Source organism: Haemophilus haemolyticus (assembly GCF_003493685.1).
Lineage (GTDB): Bacteria > Pseudomonadota > Gammaproteobacteria > Enterobacterales > Pasteurellaceae > Haemophilus > Haemophilus haemolyticus_O.
Genome location: NZ_QQJW01000015.1, coordinates 1 through 16,948, shown reverse-complemented (window position 1 = coordinate 16,948; position 16,948 = coordinate 1). Strand labels below are relative to the sequence as shown.

Genomic DNA, 16,948 nt, shown 5'->3' with positions numbered 1-16,948 from the left:
TCATGGCACCTCGCTCAAGTATTGAAAAACTGCCTGAAGATGTCCGCCGTTGGCTGGAGCGTGCCTTAACCGAGAATGGCTTTTCCGGCTATGTCGAACTGGAAAACCTACTGCGTGAAAAAGGCTACCAAATCAGCAAGTCGGCAATTCATCGCTATGGGCAAAAAATTGAACGCCGCTTTAAGGCAATCAAAGATAGTACCGAAGCCGCACGTATTATCGCTGAAGGCGCAGAAGATAAGGAAGATAAACGCAGTGAAGCCTTGATGGGGATGTTGCAGTCGTCTTTATTTGATGCCTTGGTCGATATTGAAGAAGCCAAAGATGATGAGATGACCCCGATGGAGAAATTCCAAGCCCTAAGTTTTGCAGGCAAAAATGTGGCATCACTCATTCAAGCAAGTACTAAGCTCAAAGTCTATCAAGCCGATGTAAGAAAACGAGCAGAGCTTGCTGCTGAAGAAACGGAAAAAATTGTTATTCAGGCGGGCTTATCAGCCGAAACTGCCGACAAAATCAAACAGCAAATTTTAGGTATTGCATAGTGAAAGATCTCATTCCCTTTGACCCAAACGAGCTACTGTTGGGCTATCAAAAACGTTGGATAGCAGATAAATCCCAGCTCAAAATTGCCGAAAAATCTCGTCGAACAGGTTTGACGTGGGCAGAAGCTGCTGATGATGCTTTGATTGCCAGCCTTGCTAAAAAAGATGGTGGCTCTGATGTGTTCTACATTGGGTCAAACAAGGAAATGGCACGTGAATTTATTGACGCGGTGGCAATGTGGGCAAGGGCGTTTAACTATGCAGCAGGCGAAATTCAAGAAGAAGTGTTGCAAGATGAAGATAAGGACATTCTGACCTATGTAATCTATTTTGCATCAGGCTTCAAAGTAAAAGCCCTTTCCAGCAACCCGAAAAACTTACGTGGTATGCAAGGCGTGGTGGTTATTGATGAAGCAGCCTTTCACGAATACCTTGCGGAAGTATTAAAAGCCGCTCTTGCTCTCACTATGTGGGGTGCAAAAGTGCGGTTGATTTCTACCCACAACGGTGCGGACAACCTTTTCAATGAGCTGATTTTAGATAGTCGGGTAGGCAGAAAACGCTACTCAGTGCATACGATTACCCTTGATGATGCCTGTGCTGAAGGGTTATACCAACGTATTTGCCAAGTCAGCAAGCAAGAATGGACAGCCGAAAAAGAAGCAGAATGGAAAGAAAACCTACTCAATGACACGGCAACCAAAGAAGATGCGGAAGAAGAATACTATTGCGTGCCGAAAAACGGCACAGGCTTATGGCTCTCACGAGCGTTGATTGAACGCCAAATGAACGAAAACACGCCCGTAATCCGAATGACGGCAAAAGATGGCTTTAGCCTTGTACCTGAGCCGACACGCTATCAGGAAATGCTGGATTGGTGCGAAACCACGCTTCAGCCGATTTTGCAAACCTTAGATGAAACGCAATTACATTTTTTAGGCGAAGACTTTGCTCGCAGTGGCGATATGACGTCCTTTGTGGTGTTAGCACAACAGCAAAACTTAACCAAAAGCGTTCGATTGATTGTGGAGCTGGGCAATATGCCTTACAAGCAACAAGAACAAATTGTGCTGTTTATTCTCAAGCATTTGCCACGCTTTGCCGGTGCAGCTTTTGATGCACGTGGGAATGGGGGCTATTTAGCTGAAGCTGCTCGTGATGCCTTCGGCTCATTGGTGGATTGCGTGCAGTTATCGGAAAAATGGTATCGCGAACACACCGCCCCATTTAAAGCCGCGCTCGAAGATGGCGAACTCGACAGCATTCCAAAAGATGCCGATATTCTTGCCGATTTGCGTTCATTCCAAGTGGTGAAAGGCGTGCCACGCATTCCCGATAAACGAACCAAAAGTGCAGACGGCAAAAACAAACGCCACGGCGACACCGCAATTTCTTTATTGCTTGCTCATTATGCTAGCCGTCAGTTGGTGCAGTTGCCTGTGAAAGCCCACAGTCGCAAACCAAGAGCCAGCCGAAAATTAACGCAAGGATATTAACCATGATCGCATTTGTAACTTTAACCATTTCCGCCGCTGTTGGTGGGTATTTTTATTGCTTGCCGCCTTTGTGGATTATGAAAAATAAGGAAAGCCAATGACACCAAAAAAACAAGACCTAATCCGCGTCATCGCCAGCCGTGCCAACGCCATTGACTATTGGTCGTTTATGCACTACCTGCCGAACCCTGATCCTGTGCTGAAAAAAATGGGCAAGGATATTTCGGCTTACCGTGAAATCCTATCCGACAGCCACGTTGGAGGCTGTGTTCGCCGTCGCAAAGCGGCAATCAAGGGGCTGGAATGGCGAATTACTCCGACAGGTAATGAAAAAACGGATGAGATTTTAACCGCACTTTTCGACCGCTTGCCGATGAGCCAAATCATCAGTGAAATACTTGATGCCACGTTGTTTGGTTATCAGGCGTTGGAAGTGATGTGGGAAAGCGAGAACGGCTTACTGTTGCCAACGGCAATCGTAGGCAAAACGCAAGAGTGGTTCGTCTTCGATGAAGAAAACCAGCTTAAACTTCGTACCAAAGAGAACATCAACGGCGAAGAACTGCCGCCTTATCGAATGTTGCTTGCCACACAAAATGCGACCTACATCAACCCGTATGGCTTGGGCGATCTCTCGCTCTGCTTCTGGGCGGCAACGTTTAAGAAAGGAGGCTTTAAATTCTGGTTGGAATTTATGGAAAAATATGGCAGCCCGTGGCTGGTCGGTAAACACCCACGCCAAGCCCAAATTCACGAAATTGATGAACTTTTGGATAGTATGGAAAAGATGTTGGGAACCGCCGTAGCTGCCATTCCTGAAGATAGTTCCATTGATTTAAAAGAAAGTGCAAGCAAAGGGGCAAGCTCACAAGTATTCGATGATTTCTTACGTTACTGCAAATCAGAAATCGCCATTGCGTTACTCGGTCAAAACCAAACCACTGAAGCGGAAGCTAACCGAGCCTCTGCCACCGCAGGGCTAGAAGTGACGCGTGATATTCGCAACGATGACGCCAGCCTTGTGGAAGGCGTGTTCAATCAGTTGCTGGCGTGGATTTGTGAACTCAATTTCAGCGTGGACACCTTGCCAACCTTCGAGCTATTCGAGCAAGAAAGCATTGACAAACTGCAGGCGGAACGTGACAAGATTTTGACTGAAATCGGCGTGAGCTTTACCGAGCAATATATCCACCGCACTTATGGTTTTGAAGACGGTGACATCATTATGCAAGCGGTCGAAAAAGCGGAAAAATCTGCCAACACTGCCGACTTTGCCGAACCTATCCCGAAAAGCGTGATTGAGACCATCGGCGAACAGTTAGAAGTAGAGGGCGAAGCCCACGTTGAACATTGGTTGCAAAGCATTCGCGACCAATTAGGGCAAGCCGAAAGCCTTGAAGATTTCCGCAATCAGCTGGATAGCCTTATTCCTGAATTAAGTTTTGCGGAATATGGCGAACTGCTGGCGTGGGGTTCAACGGCGGCACAATTTGCAGGGCGACAATCTGTAGAAGATGAGCGTGCGAAGTCCCCCTCTTTAGTAAAGAGGGGCTAGGGGAGATTTACCAATGAAATTCACCTTTGAAAATCAAGTCAAATACTTTGAGAAAAAGCTCAATCTACCGACCAACAGCTACCTTGACGTATTAGGCGATGAACACGACTACTTCTTTATGGTGGCAGGAGCCAACCGCAATGAGGTGCTACTTGCCTTTCGTGAAGCGGTAGATGAAGCCATCAACAACGGCGAAACACTGGAAGGCTTCCGCAAGCGTTTTGATGAGGTTGTCGCTCGCAAAGGCTGGGATTACAACGGTGGCAGAAATTGGCGAACCCGTATTATTTACGACACCAACGTTTATGCTGCTTACAATCGCGGACGGTTGCAGCAGCATTTAGACCTTGCCGATGTGATGCCTTATTGGGAATATCATCACCACGACAACGCCCATCCACGCCAAGAGCATATTGATTTGGACGGCACGATTTTGCCGGCAAGCGATCCATTTTGGCGTTATTACTACCCCATTAAAGCCTATGGCTGCCACTGCACCGTGACCGCCCACGATGAGGATGATTTGAAAGAGATGGGTAAAACCGTCAGTCCATCGCCTGAAATCAAATGGGAAGAAAAACTAGTAGGCACACGTTCCGGCAATCCACGAATGGTACGTGTACCGAAAGGCTATGATGTAGGATTTCAACCGCATAATTTTGAACGCTTGACTGCAGGGCGAAATACGGACGTGGATCAGCTGTTGTTCAATAAGTTCGTCAATGCCGAGCCAAAACTTGCCAGCCTACTGATTGAAAACGTGTTACAAAATCCGCGTGCCGTGATGATGTTAAACGGCGCGATGAAGTCGATGGTAGATACCGTTGCCACCGAAAAAATGGCACGTGGACAAATGAAAAACGTGGGCATAATCCCAGCCAAAGTGATTGATAAATTGACCGCACTTGAAAAAGCTCCGCAATCTGCCGTGATTGCCGTGCGTGATGAAGATGTATTGCACGCCTTGCGTGATACCAAACAAGCCAAAGGTATTAACCTGCCGATTGAGTTTTGGGAGCAATTGCCAGAGAAGTTGAGAAATCCAAAGGCGATTTTGTTACAAGCAAAAGAACAGCAACGCAACAAGAATGCGGGCGATGTGCTGCTATTTATCTATGAAACTGAGAAAGGTAAGGTTGCTATCAAAATGGATTATGAAGTCAAAATCAAAGATGAATTAAGTGGCAAGAAACTCGCTCAAAAATTAAATGTAGTGAGAACAGCAAGTGCGGTTGAAGATTTTACTCAATTAGGAGCATTTGAAGTGTTATGGGGTTCATTGCAGTAGTTTGCCTGATTCGAACAGGATAATCAGCCGTCTTTCGACCCTGGACCCTTTCCAGTTGGTAACCCCTACTGCAATGGTTTTACTATACGCCCAACTTATTTTTTAATCAATAGGAGAAAATATGCAATTACTTATTCAAATGAGCGAAGCCGCTTTAACCCTTCAAGAAAGAGAAAAGCAAGCCCCAAGTGAAACAATGCAAGTTATGTTTGAACGCACGCTTGCTTTGCATCGCTCAGAGCTTGATGATAGCGATTATTTTTATCTGTCGGTATTACTTGAGGTATTGAGCTCTGCTAAAAATCGCTCAACTGCAAATGAAAATGCCTTCTTGCGATTCGGTGCAGTAGCCCACGCTTGCAATGAATTAACATCAAGCACCTCCTGCTGACGCAGTTTTTCTTCTGCCCATTCAGCCAGAGCAAGCATTAACGATGAACGATAGCCTGATTCTTTTACACGCTCAAGCATCGAATCAATTTTTTCTTTATCCATATTCGTTTCCTTATAATGAAGCGTGGCAACATTACCACGCTTGCATTTTAGAGAGGAATAACGCCATGATCAAAATCACCCTCAACGACATCCAAGCAGCCGCAAAACTCCACAGTATTGCCCAACAACTGCAACACCCTCGCAAGCTCTATGGCGTGCTGGGCGAAACCTTGAAGAAAATCCATGCAGAACGGTTTAAGCAGGAAGTTGATCCTGAAGGCAATAACTGGCAGTCGCTTTCGCCAAAAACCTTGGCTTGCAAACAAAAGAAAGGCAAGTCCACCAAAATCCTGCGTCAAGACGGTTATTTGTCGGAGAAAACTGCCTATAACTATAACGACCAAAATGTCGAGTTTGGTTCAGATGCTAAATATGCCCGTTTGCACCAATTCGGCGGTAAGGCGGGGCGTGGGGGTAAAGTCACCATTCCTAAACGTCCGTGGTTAGGCGTAAGCGAACAAGACGAGCAAAAACTCTTGCGAAAAGCGACCGCTCTTTTGCAACGCCAAATCGACCAAAGTTAGTCACTTTGTCTAAAATTCAAAAATAACGCATAAAACGCCCTCTTTGGCGTTTTAAATTGGATTCGATAAATGATTGCTCGAAATCCCTTGGGCGTGTTTATAAACACCCGTAAACACGCAAAAACACGCCTTTTCTCCTTCTTCCCATTTCAAATTCTCTTTTTCAATCCTTAAACCAGTTTAAAAGCTACAAGCGGTCGTTTTTTCTATGATGTGTGCAAACAAGGAGAACGAAATGACCTTTATTGAAATTTTCAAAGCCGGCAAACGACTAGATGCAAATGGCGTAGAAGTGGAAATTACCATCGATGATTTGCAACAAGCCGTCAATGCCTACGACGTAAACTTTCACGAATCCCCCGCGGTAGTTGGACACCCAAAACACAATGCACCTGCCTATGGCTGGGTAAAACGCCTTGAGTTGGACGGTGATGTACTCAAAGCCGAGTTCGACCAAGTGGATCCTGAATTTGCCGAAATGGTGGAAAAAGGACGATTTAAGAAAGTGTCGTCTTCGTTCTATCTTGCCGATAGCCCAAACAATCCTTGCCCAGGCAGTTTGTACTTACGCCACGTCGGTTTCTTAGGGGCAATGCCACCCGCCGTAAAAGGCTTGCGTAACCCTGAATTTGCCGAAAACGAACAAGGCGTAGTGGATTTTTCCGACTGGGCGGAAGCAGGTTTGTGGCGACGTTTGCGTGAATGGCTGATTGGCAAACACGGACAAGATGAAGCCGACAAAGCATTGCCTGATTATTTAGTCAATAGCGTGGTAGAAGAATCTATCCGCAATGATTTGAAACGGTATCAACAAGATGAAGCCGGTTTTCCTGTGCCGAATTTTAATGAACCGAATAACCCAACTTCAGACCCAGCTCAATCAACCGAAGGAGAACTTGAAATGACACCTGAAGAAATTGAACAGCTCAAGGCAGAAAACGAAAAATTGAAAGCCGAAAAAGCTGAAACCGCGCTCAACCAAGCCAAAGCCGAAAATGCCGACTTTGCTGAAGGTTTAGTGAAAGCGGGCAAACTTGCCCCGATTGCTAAACAGCAAGCGGTAGATTTATTGAACTATGCTTCCACCACAATGCAAGGTGGTGTAGTTGAATTTAGCGAAGGCGAAAACCTACACAGCAAACTCAAAGCCTTTTTGGGTGCTCAGCCACAAGTGGTGAACTTTGGTGAAGTCGCCACCAAAGACAAAGCGGCAGCACCGCAAGATGGTACGGTGGAATATGCCGAAGGCACAAACCCAGCCAGCATCGAAGCTGACCAAAAAATTATGGCGTATGCCAAAGAACACGGCGTGAGCTACACCGCCGCTTTTAACGCAATTTATCAATAGAAGGGAAATTTATGACTGCTCACAATCTCGCAGCACTCCGTGTGCAAGATCCTGTTTTAACCAAATTGGCACAGGGCTATCACAATTTAGAACTCATCGGCGAAGTGTTAATGCCGACCGTCGAAATCGACAAAGAAGCGGGCAAAATTCCGAAATTTGGTCGCCTTGCATTCCGCTTACCAAGTACGGTGCGTAACTTACGCGGTACATCCAATCGTTTAGACCCTGAAGACATCACGGCAATCGACGTGGCGTTGGAAGAGCACGATGTGGAATACGCCATCGACTACCGCGAAGAAAACGAAGCGATTTTCTCGCTCCGTCAGTTCGCACTCAACACCACCCAAGATGTGATTGCACTCGGTCGTGAAAAAGAAGTGGCAACGCTGGCATTAGATGAAAGCAAATATGACAGTGGCAACAAAGTCACGTTAAGCGGTACATCGAAAATCACTAGCAAACAAGCAGACATCTTTGCGATGTTCGACACGGGCATTCGTGCCGTGAAGCGTGCGATTGGTCGCAAACCGAATGTATGCGTGATTGCAGGCGATGTGTGGGCAGCATTAAAAGAACACCCAGCTGTCATTGAAAAACTCAAGTATTCACAAGTGGCAATTGTAACGCCTGAAGTATTCGGCAAGTTGATTGGCATTGATACCGTAAAAATCGGCGAAGCGGTGTATGAAGAAAGCAATCAACTTAAAGACATCTGGTCTGACGCCATTGTGCTTGCCTATGTTGCGCCACGTTCAACCGAACGCAAAGGCACAGTGTATGAGCCGTCTTATGGCTACACCGTCCGTCGTCAAGGTGGCTTATTTGTGGACACTTACAAAGAAAACGGTGGCAAACTTGAAGTCATTCGCACCACGGATATTCACAAACCGCACTTACTCGGTGCATCGGCTGGTTATTTGATTAAAGGTTGCCTATAACCCCAAAAAATCTCCCCTCTTGAGTAAAGAGGGGTTAGGGGAGATTTAAAGAGCGTTTAAATAGGTTTTAATTCTGCGTATCAAACAGCTTTTTCAATTCGTCAAAAATCCATTCATAAGCATCATTCAAACAACCGCACGCAATCGCATCTTTATCTTGTTTGGATTGTTGATAGAAGCGATAAGCCCGTTCAAGCTCTGTTGTATCTTTCATCACGCCACCTATTGCTCAAACGGCGTAATCACAAAGTCTTCCACGCCTGTTTTAATCGTGACGCCCGCTACCGTTGCCGCTAATTCAGGCTCATTTAACATGGCCTCTTTGTTCACTTCTTCTTTGGTGCGGATAAAGCGAACCAAGCCTAACGTGTGCAAACTTTCAATCACGCTCTCTGTGCCGCGAATACCGACTGACGGTGGGCGTTGTCGCCATTGCACTTCGCCTGTATTAAATGCACCGGTTTTGGTTTTGCCGTTTAATGTCAATTCATCGCGGCGGCTTTCACACCAGGCTTGCACCGCATCTTGTTTTGGCGCGAGCTTTTCTTTGATTGCGTTCATCTTTGGTGCGTATTCTTCGGTGATGGCGGCCAAGCGGTCGTTTTGTTCAATCGCTAGGCGTTCTAATTCGCGGTTTAAATCGCCGATCTCTTTAATTGCCACTTCCACCTCATCGCGTGTTTGATAACGCACTGCAAAGGTGTCGGTTTTAATTCGGGTTGTTTTTTTTGCCATTTTTCCCTCCTGGTTTTTAGTGTAAATAACTGCGCCAAATTACCTTGATGCCTTCGACCATCATTTGATATTCGGCAAAATGCACGCCGTCGTTGCCTTGGATATACGCAAGCGCCTGGCCTGTTTTTTCAAATTTCTTCGTTAATGCGTTCGGTTCAATGCGCACGCGTGGTTTGATTTTGTCAAACTCAATGCTTAATACATGCAACCCCATTTTGTTTAACTCAAACACGCATTTTTGCGTTTGTGATAAGTAACCTAGGGCGATTTTGTTGCAACCACCAAACACTGGATGTGGTTTAGTTTGCTCGCGCAAGGTGTTGTTTTTTGTAATGCTTGTCATTAATTCGCTCCTTTCATTTGTGCTTGGGCGGTTAAAATGAGGTCTAGTGTGATCACCGTGCCTTGTCCTTTCGCCGTCATACCGGCAAGGCGTAAATATTGCGTTAAAGCGCGTAAGCCGCCCGCCTTGCCGCCGATGTCATAAAGGACGGTCATTAAATCCTTGTCGGCTATATCAAGCCCCCAGGCTTGCCCGATGGCTTTAATATCGCCTTTTGTGCTAGCTTTAACGCCGCAGTTGTTACCAATTCGTGACCAAAGACGCGCGTATTCATGCGCCTGGTTTACGCCGCCTTGGATGCGGGTGTAAACTTTATCGTTACCAATTAGTGCAAAGCCTACTTCGGCTTCTTCTTGGATAATTCGGATCTCTTCTAACGCGTCATAAGGAAGGTGGTCGCTTTCATCAATGATGACCAAACCCTGTGTGCCTTTGAGCTTTTTAGTAATTAGGCGTGATAAGCGGTCTTTACGGCGTGGTGCATCGTTGATGCCTAACTCAAGAGCCAACTCATACAAAATACTGCTTAATGTGGCGCGCGCTGGGCTTGCGGTAATCATCCACACGTTTTGGTTCACTTTTTTGTATTCTTGGCATGCTTTGGTTTTGCCCACACCGCTTGCGCCGTAAACGGTCACCATGGTTGGTAAAATTTTGGCCATATCTAAGGCTGAAAAAACTTTCTTGGCGGTCGGAATCTCAATAAAGTGCGGTGCTTCCACAAACACTTTTTCTTTCTTCTCACGGGTGGCGAGCCAGTTGTTTAATGCGTATTCAACCTTTTCTACATTGCCAGCATAAGTGCCTTTTAAATACGCACTTAATGCCCCAGGATTCACGCCTGATTGCGCAGCAATCTCGCGCTGGGTGTAGATTTGGTTGTCTAAGAGTTGTTTGATTTGGTTAATTAGTGTCATAATAATTGCCCTGTTTGTTTGCTAGGAGTATCTATGTTTAATCTTTGTCGATTGCCTATGGATGTTGAATACAAAGAGCTAGACTACTGCGCCGAATATGCCGCTCAGGTTATTTTTTCCGATTGGGATTCCAAGGATTTTGATGCGCTCTTTGTCTCGTTAAAGCACTATCCAAGCCTTGAAAAATATATTGAATTTGAAGAGGAACACCTTCGCCCTTATCTGCTTTCATTAATTGGTCTTCCCACCAAAGCGCGCAAGCAGCAAGAAAAGACGTCTTCTGAACGTTTTCGTCTTGAATCGACTTATGCCCATTGGCGGATGGCAACGATTGCACTAATGATTCAAAACAGGCTGTTAGAGTTAAAAACCGTTCGGACTTCATCAGCTCGGAAAACTGTTGAAACGTCGCTGAACTTTCTGTCTGATTTAGATCTCTTTTATACATTTTCACCCGTGTGGCTTTCGCAATTTGGCGATTCTTCACCGTTTCTGAACGAAGCTGGTGAAGAAATGTGGTATCCTGATGATTAAGATTAGTTTTCATTTTTCATCTCCTATAAATCGGCTTTAAACTTGTTTTAAAGCCCTTTTTCTTTCTTAAGCATGGTCAATCCTTTTTGCCAGCCTTGTTCAAAATCGTTGGTATCTTCATCGTCATCTAATACCGCTTCGTGTTTGCGCACTGCGTTACCTTCTTGTCGGAATAGCTCGATGATTTTCGGTTCTAGCGGTGCTTCTTCCTCGAATTGAGGCTGATAACGCGCTGCTTCTTGTGCATTCATCGTGAGTGTGGCTTTCGCTACCGCTTTCACCGCTTTCACCATTTGTTTGCGTGCTTTATCGTGCTCACGACCTTTCGCTTTATCACCAAATGCCACCGCTTCAGTACATTTCGCTTCGGCTAAGAACACGCCATCCAAACCGTAAACCCACACTTTGTTGTGCAAGTCTTGCGGGTCGAATTTCACCACCACCTTGCGGTGTGCGGTGGCAATCAGCTCGCTCGCTAAATAGCGGTTTTTGCGATTATTGACCTTACCACCAGCATCTAACTCAAATGTGCCGTCTTTTCTCAATGTAACGGCTTCGCTCATCAACATTAAAAACCGCATTTGTTCTGCGCTTGCCTTGCGAATTTGCGCCTTGGCGTAATCGCGTTCAAATACTTGGCTAAAACTGTAAATGCCTTGGCAAATTTCCGTTTGTCTGCCTTCGCGTTCATTGAAAGTGCGGATGCCATCTTCTATGGCTAAAATAAATGTGTCGTAATCTACGCCGTCTTTCCCGCTGTTGTAGTTATCGGGCTTGTTATAAACGTTCTCGCCTGCGTAAAAGCCTGCAAGACTTGGGTGTTTATCGACTAATTCGCCTAAACCACCGTGTGAAAACGCACGTTCGATTGGTTTTGCTTGCCCGTGACCTTTGCCAAATTGCACCGATGTCCACAACAATTCGATGCCAAGCATCGGGATAATCCCAGTCACATCATCTTCTTTTACTTTAAAGCGATAGCGGTTCTTCACGCCCCCAGTCATCCATTTATTTGCCGCCGCGCGGGTGTTATCAATGGTGCATTTTTTCGGGATGCCGTATTTCCAAATCAAATCCATTAAGCTCAAGCGAATGGTGTCGCTGTTTTCGCTCAAATCCACACGGTAAGCTAAGATTTTGCGGGTGCGAATGTCTTGCCAAATCCAGGTTTTAGGGCGGACAATCTCTCCGTTATGCCAACGCACGAACACGTTGTGTTGGTAGCCGTCGCCGTTGATCCATTCAAGGGCTTCAATTTCCGCCACGGTGCGGCGCATGGATGGGTAATACTGCATCACAGCATGATCACCTTCGCGTAATTGCACTTGCACCAATTTCGGCACTTCACGCTCAATTTTGCGTTTTATGCTACTTGCCGATGGGATGTTCCAGCCGTTTTCCCTTGCAGCACGTTTTAAACGCTCGTAGCAACTGCCGAATTGCGGTTGTTCGTTACGGAAATAATCTGCTTTAAAGGCTTCCCAGGCTTCTTCCGTAAATGTCGCTTCCTTACCAGATTTCTTGTTATTGTGTTTAGCAATCAATAACGGTAACCAATCTGGGCGTTCAAACGACCGCACTTGGTAATACCAACGTTTGAGCGATCCTTTCGCAATGTCGCATTCTTCCGCGACAGCATCCAAAGCAGTCATCAATTCCAAGCCATTTCTCACTAAATCGTCTAATTTATGCAGTGGCGCAAGTTTCGCTTTGGCGTGTTCCCTTTGTTTATCAGTCGCCTTTTCATAAGGTTTCCAAATCACTTCGGGGAGATAGTTGAGTTCTTTTTTGGTTTTCGGCTTTTCAACCACCACCGAACTCACATCTTGTTTTAATAAAATCTCAGCTTGGGTTTCTTGGGGGAGAGAGGTGAAGGCATATTCGTAAGTTCTTCCCTTAATGCCATCACGTTGGCGTTTTTCCCAATTCTCTCTGTCTGCCTTTTTCATAATTCCACGGTCGGAACTAGGCAAAGATTTAAGCCCTAAAAGCTCTTGAATAGAGAACCAAGTTTCCATAAAAATTCCTTACAAGCTAGTAACGCTCAGGCCATATTTCTTGAGGTGGAATACCGATGAAATCAGCTATGATTTTTTCCCCTTTTGGATACTTGCGATCTAGCGCATTGCTTAGTGTTCTCGGGCTTAAACCTGCGTCTATTGAGAGCTGGCACAATGTACTTCCTTTCTCTCTAATTGCTGCGATGATGTATGCTCGATGCATATTTTTTTTACTCTTTTTCATAATGTGCTATCCTTACGATTTTACTTAATACGTTAAACTTATTCTTGTGAGTAACTGAAAAGAACTATACAACTATTTTGTAAGGAACTCAATAGTTCTTTTCAAAAAATTTAATTTTTTGCCAGTTCCTTATATGTCAAGAGGTTAGATTCTCGCAGCTTGAAACGAATTGAGTTCCTTACAAGGGTTTTTATGAAGAACTCCAAAGAGTGGTTCTCTATAAAAGAACTCATGGATGAAAATTTGAATTTACCTTCATCTGATAAAGGGATTGTTAAGAAGGCAGAAAGAGAAGGCTGGAAAAAACGCCAACGAGATGGTGTAAAAGGAAAGACATTTGAATATCACTATTCATCACTGCCAAAAGATGTTCAGAAACAGCTAGGCTTTGAAACAGCAATAGAAAAAAAGGGGGGGGTGTCGTTTATTCATGGAGCGGCTGTGTTGAGCGCTGCTGCTGCTAGTATTGTCGGGAAAAAAGCCGTTAATTTAGTTCATAGCGTGAATGATGATGTCATCATGATTGATAGCTATTCTTCTATCAACGTTTCAGCAGGCTTCGGCAGTTTTAATGAGGGCGTAACAAAGCCTGATGAGCAAACGCCTTATTCTGCCGCGCTCTTGCGCAAACTGGGCGTAACCCCACGCTATGCGGCAGTATTTTGGGCAGACGGCATTTCAATGCGCCCAACCATTGATGACGGCGATCAGATGTTGGTGGATTTAAAAAGAAAGGAAATCAAAGGCGATAAAATCTATTTAGTGCAAAACGGAGCAAGCGTGTGGGTGAAACGCGTGAAAATTCGTTGGGACGGCGTGGAGCTGATTTCAGACAATAGAGAAGAATATCCCCCAATCATACTTTCAAAGGATGAAGCCGAAAATCTTCAAGTTATAGGACAACTCGTCCACCTCGGCAAAAATATGATTTAAACACCATTTAAACCCGCTTTAACGTTTCCCAAATTTAGCGGTTAAAGCGGCGAGTTTTGGAAATTTTTTCCCATTTCATTATTTCTGTTTTTCTTCCAATAAAAAAGGGGCTGGCACACCGCCAAGCCCCGTTTTATCTATATCCATCCCACTTATTCCCGAAAATTTCCGCCCAATCCCTATTTGTTTCTTTGTTTCTCATTTTAAGTGGTTGGTTACATTTCCGCCATTTCCTTAAATGTTATAGCTTGAATTTCCGCTTGCTGGGTTTTCTCTTTTTCGTGCTCTATCGGGTTAATCCCTTGCGCTAAACGTTCGTTATAAGTTAATGCAATTTTTAACGCCTCATCGCGTGATAAAAGAGGGTATCGTTTCTTAAACGTATATTTAATCCGTTTTTTTGTAACAGGATCAGTAAAAACATAAAGCCAACTATAAGAGCCTTTAGCTTGATTGGCTTTAATGTAAAGATTTTCGACAAAATCGCCTTTAGTTTGGCCTGGTTTAAGAGAGCGGATCACGGTATCCGTTAGTTTTTGATTAGCCATTAGTTTTAAGCCTTTGAAAAATAAAAATTTATCTTCAAACTGTTACTCGGTTTTATCTCAAAAATAAGAGAGTAACAATAAAGTAACAGTTACCAAAAACTAAGGTGAACAGAAAAAACAATAAAAACGCCTAAATGGTTGTTTTTATTGAACAGTTAGAACAGAGAAAACACAAAAAACGTTAAAAAACAAATAATTGGTGGAGCTGGGGGGAGTTGAACCCCCGTCCGAAATTACTCTACCTTCAGTACTACACGTTTAGTCTCGTCTTTAATTTCACTTAAGCATGCGGACAGACACGCTAAACTTAAGCTAGTTTGATTCAATTTAGTGCTTCGATCCTCAAACGGCGGCTTCCACACGATCTCGTTTTGGTTTGACTCCGCGTTATCCCCGTCTTACGAGCGGAAGCTGGGGCGCGAAGGCTAAATGCAGGTTATTAAGCTGCTAAAGCGTATTGTTCGTCGTTTGCGACTATTTTTTTGCGGTTTATTTACGAGGCCTACCGCACCTCGACGTGCACCTTGGGCTTCGCTAATCCCGTCGAATCCAGAATCAGCCCCCAAATTGCGTGTTAGTCTAACAAAAAAAGAAAAGTAGGGAAAGTTGAGATTGATTGAATTGCTGCTTTAAAGGGCATTTATAAAAGGTTAAATTGCAAGGCTATTAATTTTAATGTATATTTAAACAGTTATTTGCTTAATTAATATTAGAAAATATTTAACCGCACTTTTTTATGCTACAAGATAAAAAAATTATTCACATTGATATGGATTGTTTTTACGCATCAATTGAGATTCGTGAAAATCCTAATTTGCAGGGAAAGCCTGTTGCTGTGGGTGGTTCTTCTCGTCAACGTGGTGTGTTAACAACTTGTAATTATGAGGCGAGAAAATTTGGTTTGCATAGCGCAATGCCAACGGCTAAAGCCATAAAAAAGTGCCCTAATCTCATTCTTGTGCCTGTGAATATGACGTTGTATAAACAAGTTTCAGCACAAATTCATCAAATCTTCCAGCGTTACACCGATATTATTGAACCACTTTCTTTAGATGAAGCTTATTTAGATGTTACGCACTGTCAAAAATGTTCTGGCTCAGCGACTTGGATTGCGCAAGAAATTCGCCAAGCAATTTTTGATGAGTTGAATTTAACTGCCTCCGCAGGCGTGGCGCCTTTAAAATTCCTTGCCAAAATTGCCTCGGATATGAATAAACCTAATGGGCAATTTGTGATTAAGCCGAACGAAGTCAGTGAATTTATTAAAACCTTATCTTTAAATAAAATTCCTGGTGTGGGTAAAGTGACATCACAACGATTATTCGATATGGGATTAGAAACTTGTGCTGACATTCAAAACTTTGATCAAATCGTCTTATTAAATCAATTTGGTAAAGCGGGTAAACGTATTTGGGATTTTAGTCATGGCATTGATGATCGTGAAGTACAAGCTCATCGTGAACGTAAATCAGTTGGCGTAGAACAAACGTTGATTGAGAACATTCACTCAGTTGAGCAAGCTTTAGCCTTATTAAATAATCTTTATCAAGAGCTAATTCGTCGCCTTGAACGTGTTAGTCCTAATATACCGTTATCTGCATTTCGTAAAATCGGCGTAAAGCTTAAATTTGAAGATTTTCAAGTAACTACTTTGGAGAAAACAGGTTTGCCACTTTCTTTGGAGAGTTTTCAGCAATTACTTCCTCAAATTTTTATGCGAGCAAAAGGGCGATCGATTCGTTTGATTGGGTTACATGTCAATTTACCTGAAGAAAATAAACAAGAACAAATGAGCCTCTGGTGATATAATCTCGCGGTTTTTTAGGAGTCGATACCATGGAACATAAATTAGAAGATATTATCGCGATTTTTAATCAATGTTTTGAAGAGGAATACAACACTCGCTTAGTCAAAGGCGGTGAAGAACCCATTTATTTACCCGCAAATGATGAAGTGCCTTATAACGCGATTTATTTTGCGCGAGGGTTTTACAGCAGTGCATTGCACGAAATTGCCCATTGGTTAGTGGCAGGCAAAGAACGTCGTAAACTAGAAGATTTTGGTTATTGGTATGAGCCAGATGGACGCTCTGAAGAACGCCAGCGTGATTTTGAAAAGGTGGAAGTGAAACCTCAAGCATTGGAATGGATTTTAGCTATAGCGGCGGGTTTCCGTTATTTTGCCAGTGCGGATAATTTGAATGGCAATCCGGGCGATACACAGCCTTTTAAACAAGCCGTGTATGAACAAGTGAAAACCTATGCGGAAAAAGGTTTACCAAAACGAGCTGAAACGTTACGCCATGCTCTTGCTATGTTTTATGGCACAGAAGATCGTATTGATTTAAGTAAATTTGATGTGGCACGCATTTAAAATTAGGGGCTGTACTAGATAACTAGATCTAAATCCCCTTAACTAATTGTTTTAAAATGGAAATTTGAGATTTTATTTCACTGTTGTTAAAACGCCATTCACATTCCTTTAAATATAGCTCAAAATGCTCTT

19 protein-coding genes, 1 other RNA gene and 1 pseudogene are annotated in these 16,948 nt (G+C 44.0%); 11 read left to right on the top strand and 10 right to left on the bottom strand.

Annotated features, from left to right (window positions below):
- The first annotated feature begins 2 nt into the window (after positions 1 to 2).
- The 4 genes from DV434_RS09585 to DV434_RS09570 all read left to right on the top strand — a co-directional run bounded on the left by DV434_RS09585 (position 3) and on the right by DV434_RS09570 (position 4,884).
- Positions 3 to 545 carry a DUF3486 family protein gene (locus DV434_RS09585; RefSeq protein ID WP_005661691.1) on the top strand — a complete coding sequence of 181 codons (543 nt, stop codon included), beginning with the start codon at positions 3 to 5 and terminating at the stop codon, positions 543 to 545.
- Positions 545 to 2,041 carry a terminase large subunit domain-containing protein gene (locus DV434_RS09580; RefSeq protein ID WP_005661689.1) on the top strand — a complete coding sequence of 499 codons (1,497 nt, stop codon included), beginning with the start codon at positions 545 to 547 and terminating at the stop codon, positions 2,039 to 2,041. The genes DV434_RS09585 and DV434_RS09580 overlap by 1 nt, the downstream gene beginning before the upstream one ends.
- Positions 2,042 to 2,138: 97 nt before the next feature.
- Positions 2,139 to 3,596, top strand: coding sequence for a DUF935 domain-containing protein (locus tag DV434_RS09575; RefSeq protein ID WP_118785980.1), 1,458 nt, complete (start codon positions 2,139 to 2,141; stop codon positions 3,594 to 3,596).
- 13 nt (positions 3,597 to 3,609) lie between these two features.
- Positions 3,610 to 4,884, top strand: coding sequence for a phage minor head protein (locus tag DV434_RS09570; protein WP_118785979.1), 1,275 nt, complete (start codon positions 3,610 to 3,612; stop codon positions 4,882 to 4,884).
- A gap of 261 nt (positions 4,885 to 5,145) precedes the next feature.
- Here DV434_RS09570 and DV434_RS09565 read toward each other — a convergent pair whose 3' ends face one another.
- Positions 5,146 to 5,379, bottom strand: a complete 234-nt coding sequence (locus DV434_RS09565) for a hypothetical protein (RefSeq protein ID WP_118785978.1) — start codon at positions 5,377 to 5,379, stop codon at positions 5,146 to 5,148.
- 65 nt (positions 5,380 to 5,444) lie between these two features.
- Here DV434_RS09565 and DV434_RS09560 point away from each other — a divergent pair, with 65 nt between their 5' ends.
- The 3 genes from DV434_RS09560 (at position 5,445) to DV434_RS09550 (ending at position 8,189) form a co-directional block, all read left to right on the top strand.
- Positions 5,445 to 5,903: a phage virion morphogenesis protein gene (locus DV434_RS09560; protein ID WP_118785977.1), complete on the top strand. Its 459-nt coding sequence runs from the start codon at positions 5,445 to 5,447 to the stop codon at positions 5,901 to 5,903.
- A gap of 235 nt (positions 5,904 to 6,138) precedes the next feature.
- Positions 6,139 to 7,251, top strand: a complete 1,113-nt coding sequence (locus DV434_RS09555) for a peptidase (RefSeq protein ID WP_118785976.1) — start codon at positions 6,139 to 6,141, stop codon at positions 7,249 to 7,251.
- A gap of 11 nt (positions 7,252 to 7,262) precedes the next feature.
- Entirely contained in the window at positions 7,263 to 8,189 is a 927-nt protein-coding gene (locus DV434_RS09550) for a major capsid protein (RefSeq protein ID WP_005640653.1), read from the top strand.
- A gap of 67 nt (positions 8,190 to 8,256) precedes the next feature.
- Here DV434_RS09550 and DV434_RS10840 read toward each other — a convergent pair whose 3' ends face one another.
- From DV434_RS10840 to DV434_RS09535, 4 genes are read right to left on the bottom strand one after another with little or no spacing between them, the layout of a single operon-like run.
- The gene (locus tag DV434_RS10840; RefSeq protein ID WP_192881521.1) at positions 8,257 to 8,403 is read right to left on the bottom strand and encodes a hypothetical protein; all 147 of its coding nucleotides are present in this window, start codon (positions 8,401 to 8,403) and stop codon (positions 8,257 to 8,259) included.
- 8 nt (positions 8,404 to 8,411) lie between these two features.
- Positions 8,412 to 8,924 carry a host-nuclease inhibitor Gam family protein gene (locus tag DV434_RS09545; protein WP_118785975.1) on the bottom strand — a complete coding sequence of 171 codons (513 nt, stop codon included), beginning with the start codon at positions 8,922 to 8,924 and terminating at the stop codon, positions 8,412 to 8,414.
- A gap of 16 nt (positions 8,925 to 8,940) precedes the next feature.
- Positions 8,941 to 9,267: a hypothetical protein gene (locus tag DV434_RS09540; RefSeq protein WP_111327794.1), complete on the bottom strand. Its 327-nt coding sequence runs from the start codon at positions 9,265 to 9,267 to the stop codon at positions 8,941 to 8,943.
- Positions 9,267 to 10,184 carry an AAA family ATPase gene (locus tag DV434_RS09535; protein WP_118785974.1) on the bottom strand — a complete coding sequence of 306 codons (918 nt, stop codon included), beginning with the start codon at positions 10,182 to 10,184 and terminating at the stop codon, positions 9,267 to 9,269. The genes DV434_RS09540 and DV434_RS09535 overlap by 1 nt, the downstream gene beginning before the upstream one ends.
- Before the next feature lie 33 nt (positions 10,185 to 10,217).
- Here DV434_RS09535 and DV434_RS10730 point away from each other — a divergent pair, with 33 nt between their 5' ends.
- The gene (locus DV434_RS10730; protein ID WP_153065692.1) at positions 10,218 to 10,718 is read left to right on the top strand and encodes a hypothetical protein; all 501 of its coding nucleotides are present in this window, start codon (positions 10,218 to 10,220) and stop codon (positions 10,716 to 10,718) included.
- Between the two features lie 47 nt (positions 10,719 to 10,765).
- Here the strand turns inward: DV434_RS10730 and DV434_RS09525 are convergent, their stop codons facing one another.
- On the bottom strand, positions 10,766 to 12,736 hold the full coding sequence (locus tag DV434_RS09525) for a transposase domain-containing protein (RefSeq protein WP_118785972.1): 1,971 nt from the start codon (positions 12,734 to 12,736) through the stop codon (positions 10,766 to 10,768).
- 16 nt (positions 12,737 to 12,752) lie between these two features.
- Positions 12,753 to 12,962, bottom strand: coding sequence for a helix-turn-helix domain-containing protein (locus DV434_RS09520; RefSeq protein ID WP_118785971.1), 210 nt, complete (start codon positions 12,960 to 12,962; stop codon positions 12,753 to 12,755).
- A 192-nt stretch (positions 12,963 to 13,154) separates the two neighbouring features.
- Between DV434_RS09520 and DV434_RS09515 the strand changes: the two genes are divergently transcribed.
- Positions 13,155 to 13,895, top strand: coding sequence for a helix-turn-helix domain-containing protein (locus DV434_RS09515; RefSeq protein ID WP_118785970.1), 741 nt, complete (start codon positions 13,155 to 13,157; stop codon positions 13,893 to 13,895).
- Between the two features lie 215 nt (positions 13,896 to 14,110).
- Here the strand turns inward: DV434_RS09515 and DV434_RS09510 are convergent, their stop codons facing one another.
- Both DV434_RS09510 and ssrA read right to left on the bottom strand, forming a co-directional pair.
- Positions 14,111 to 14,443 carry an integrase arm-type DNA-binding domain-containing protein gene (locus DV434_RS09510; RefSeq protein ID WP_118785969.1) on the bottom strand — a complete coding sequence of 111 codons (333 nt, stop codon included), beginning with the start codon at positions 14,441 to 14,443 and terminating at the stop codon, positions 14,111 to 14,113.
- Positions 14,444 to 14,640: 197 nt separating this feature from the next.
- Positions 14,641 to 15,006: a transfer-messenger RNA gene (gene ssrA / locus DV434_RS09505) on the bottom strand.
- Between the two features lie 173 nt (positions 15,007 to 15,179).
- Between ssrA and dinB the strand changes: the two genes are divergently transcribed.
- Positions 15,180 to 16,247, top strand: coding sequence for a DNA polymerase IV (dinB, locus tag DV434_RS09500; protein ID WP_118785968.1), 1,068 nt, complete (start codon positions 15,180 to 15,182; stop codon positions 16,245 to 16,247).
- A 32-nt stretch (positions 16,248 to 16,279) separates the two neighbouring features.
- Positions 16,280 to 16,816 (top strand): elongation factor P hydroxylase, encoded by a 537-nt coding sequence (locus tag DV434_RS09495; protein WP_118811594.1) that lies wholly within the window; start codon positions 16,280 to 16,282, stop codon positions 16,814 to 16,816.
- 28 nt (positions 16,817 to 16,844) lie between these two features.
- On the opposite strand, the pseudogene DV434_RS09490 reads toward DV434_RS09495, so the two are convergent.
- A pseudogene (locus DV434_RS09490) lies at positions 16,845 to 16,948 on the bottom strand (IS1595 family transposase); the annotation flags it as partial.

What these genes read in the sequence shown, in the direction of transcription:
- DV434_RS09585 (WP_005661691.1), top strand. Translation starts at nt 3, where the DNA reads ATGGCACCTCGCTCAAGTATTGAAAAACTGCCTGAAGATGTCCGCCGT.
- DV434_RS09575 (WP_118785980.1), top strand. Translation starts at nt 2,139, where the DNA reads ATGACACCAAAAAAACAAGACCTAATCCGCGTCATCGCCAGCCGTGCC.
- DV434_RS09570 (WP_118785979.1), top strand. Translation starts at nt 3,610, where the DNA reads ATGAAATTCACCTTTGAAAATCAAGTCAAATACTTTGAGAAAAAGCTC.
- DV434_RS09565 (WP_118785978.1), bottom strand. Translation starts at nt 5,379, where the DNA reads ATGGATAAAGAAAAAATTGATTCGATGCTTGAGCGTGTAAAAGAATCA.
- DV434_RS09560 (WP_118785977.1), top strand. Translation starts at nt 5,445, where the DNA reads ATGATCAAAATCACCCTCAACGACATCCAAGCAGCCGCAAAACTCCAC.
- DV434_RS09555 (WP_118785976.1), top strand. Translation starts at nt 6,139, where the DNA reads ATGACCTTTATTGAAATTTTCAAAGCCGGCAAACGACTAGATGCAAAT.
- DV434_RS09550 (WP_005640653.1), top strand. Translation starts at nt 7,263, where the DNA reads ATGACTGCTCACAATCTCGCAGCACTCCGTGTGCAAGATCCTGTTTTA.
- DV434_RS10840 (WP_192881521.1), bottom strand. Translation starts at nt 8,403, where the DNA reads ATGAAAGATACAACAGAGCTTGAACGGGCTTATCGCTTCTATCAACAA.
- DV434_RS09545 (WP_118785975.1), bottom strand. Translation starts at nt 8,924, where the DNA reads ATGGCAAAAAAAACAACCCGAATTAAAACCGACACCTTTGCAGTGCGT.
- DV434_RS09540 (WP_111327794.1), bottom strand. Translation starts at nt 9,267, where the DNA reads ATGACAAGCATTACAAAAAACAACACCTTGCGCGAGCAAACTAAACCA.
- DV434_RS09535 (WP_118785974.1), bottom strand. Translation starts at nt 10,184, where the DNA reads ATGACACTAATTAACCAAATCAAACAACTCTTAGACAACCAAATCTAC.
- DV434_RS10730 (WP_153065692.1), top strand. Translation starts at nt 10,218, where the DNA reads ATGTTTAATCTTTGTCGATTGCCTATGGATGTTGAATACAAAGAGCTA.
- DV434_RS09525 (WP_118785972.1), bottom strand. Translation starts at nt 12,736, where the DNA reads ATGGAAACTTGGTTCTCTATTCAAGAGCTTTTAGGGCTTAAATCTTTG.
- DV434_RS09520 (WP_118785971.1), bottom strand. Translation starts at nt 12,962, where the DNA reads ATGAAAAAGAGTAAAAAAAATATGCATCGAGCATACATCATCGCAGCA.
- DV434_RS09515 (WP_118785970.1), top strand. Translation starts at nt 13,155, where the DNA reads ATGAAGAACTCCAAAGAGTGGTTCTCTATAAAAGAACTCATGGATGAA.
- DV434_RS09510 (WP_118785969.1), bottom strand. Translation starts at nt 14,443, where the DNA reads ATGGCTAATCAAAAACTAACGGATACCGTGATCCGCTCTCTTAAACCA.
- dinB (WP_118785968.1), top strand. Translation starts at nt 15,180, where the DNA reads ATGCTACAAGATAAAAAAATTATTCACATTGATATGGATTGTTTTTAC.
- DV434_RS09495 (WP_118811594.1), top strand. Translation starts at nt 16,280, where the DNA reads ATGGAACATAAATTAGAAGATATTATCGCGATTTTTAATCAATGTTTT.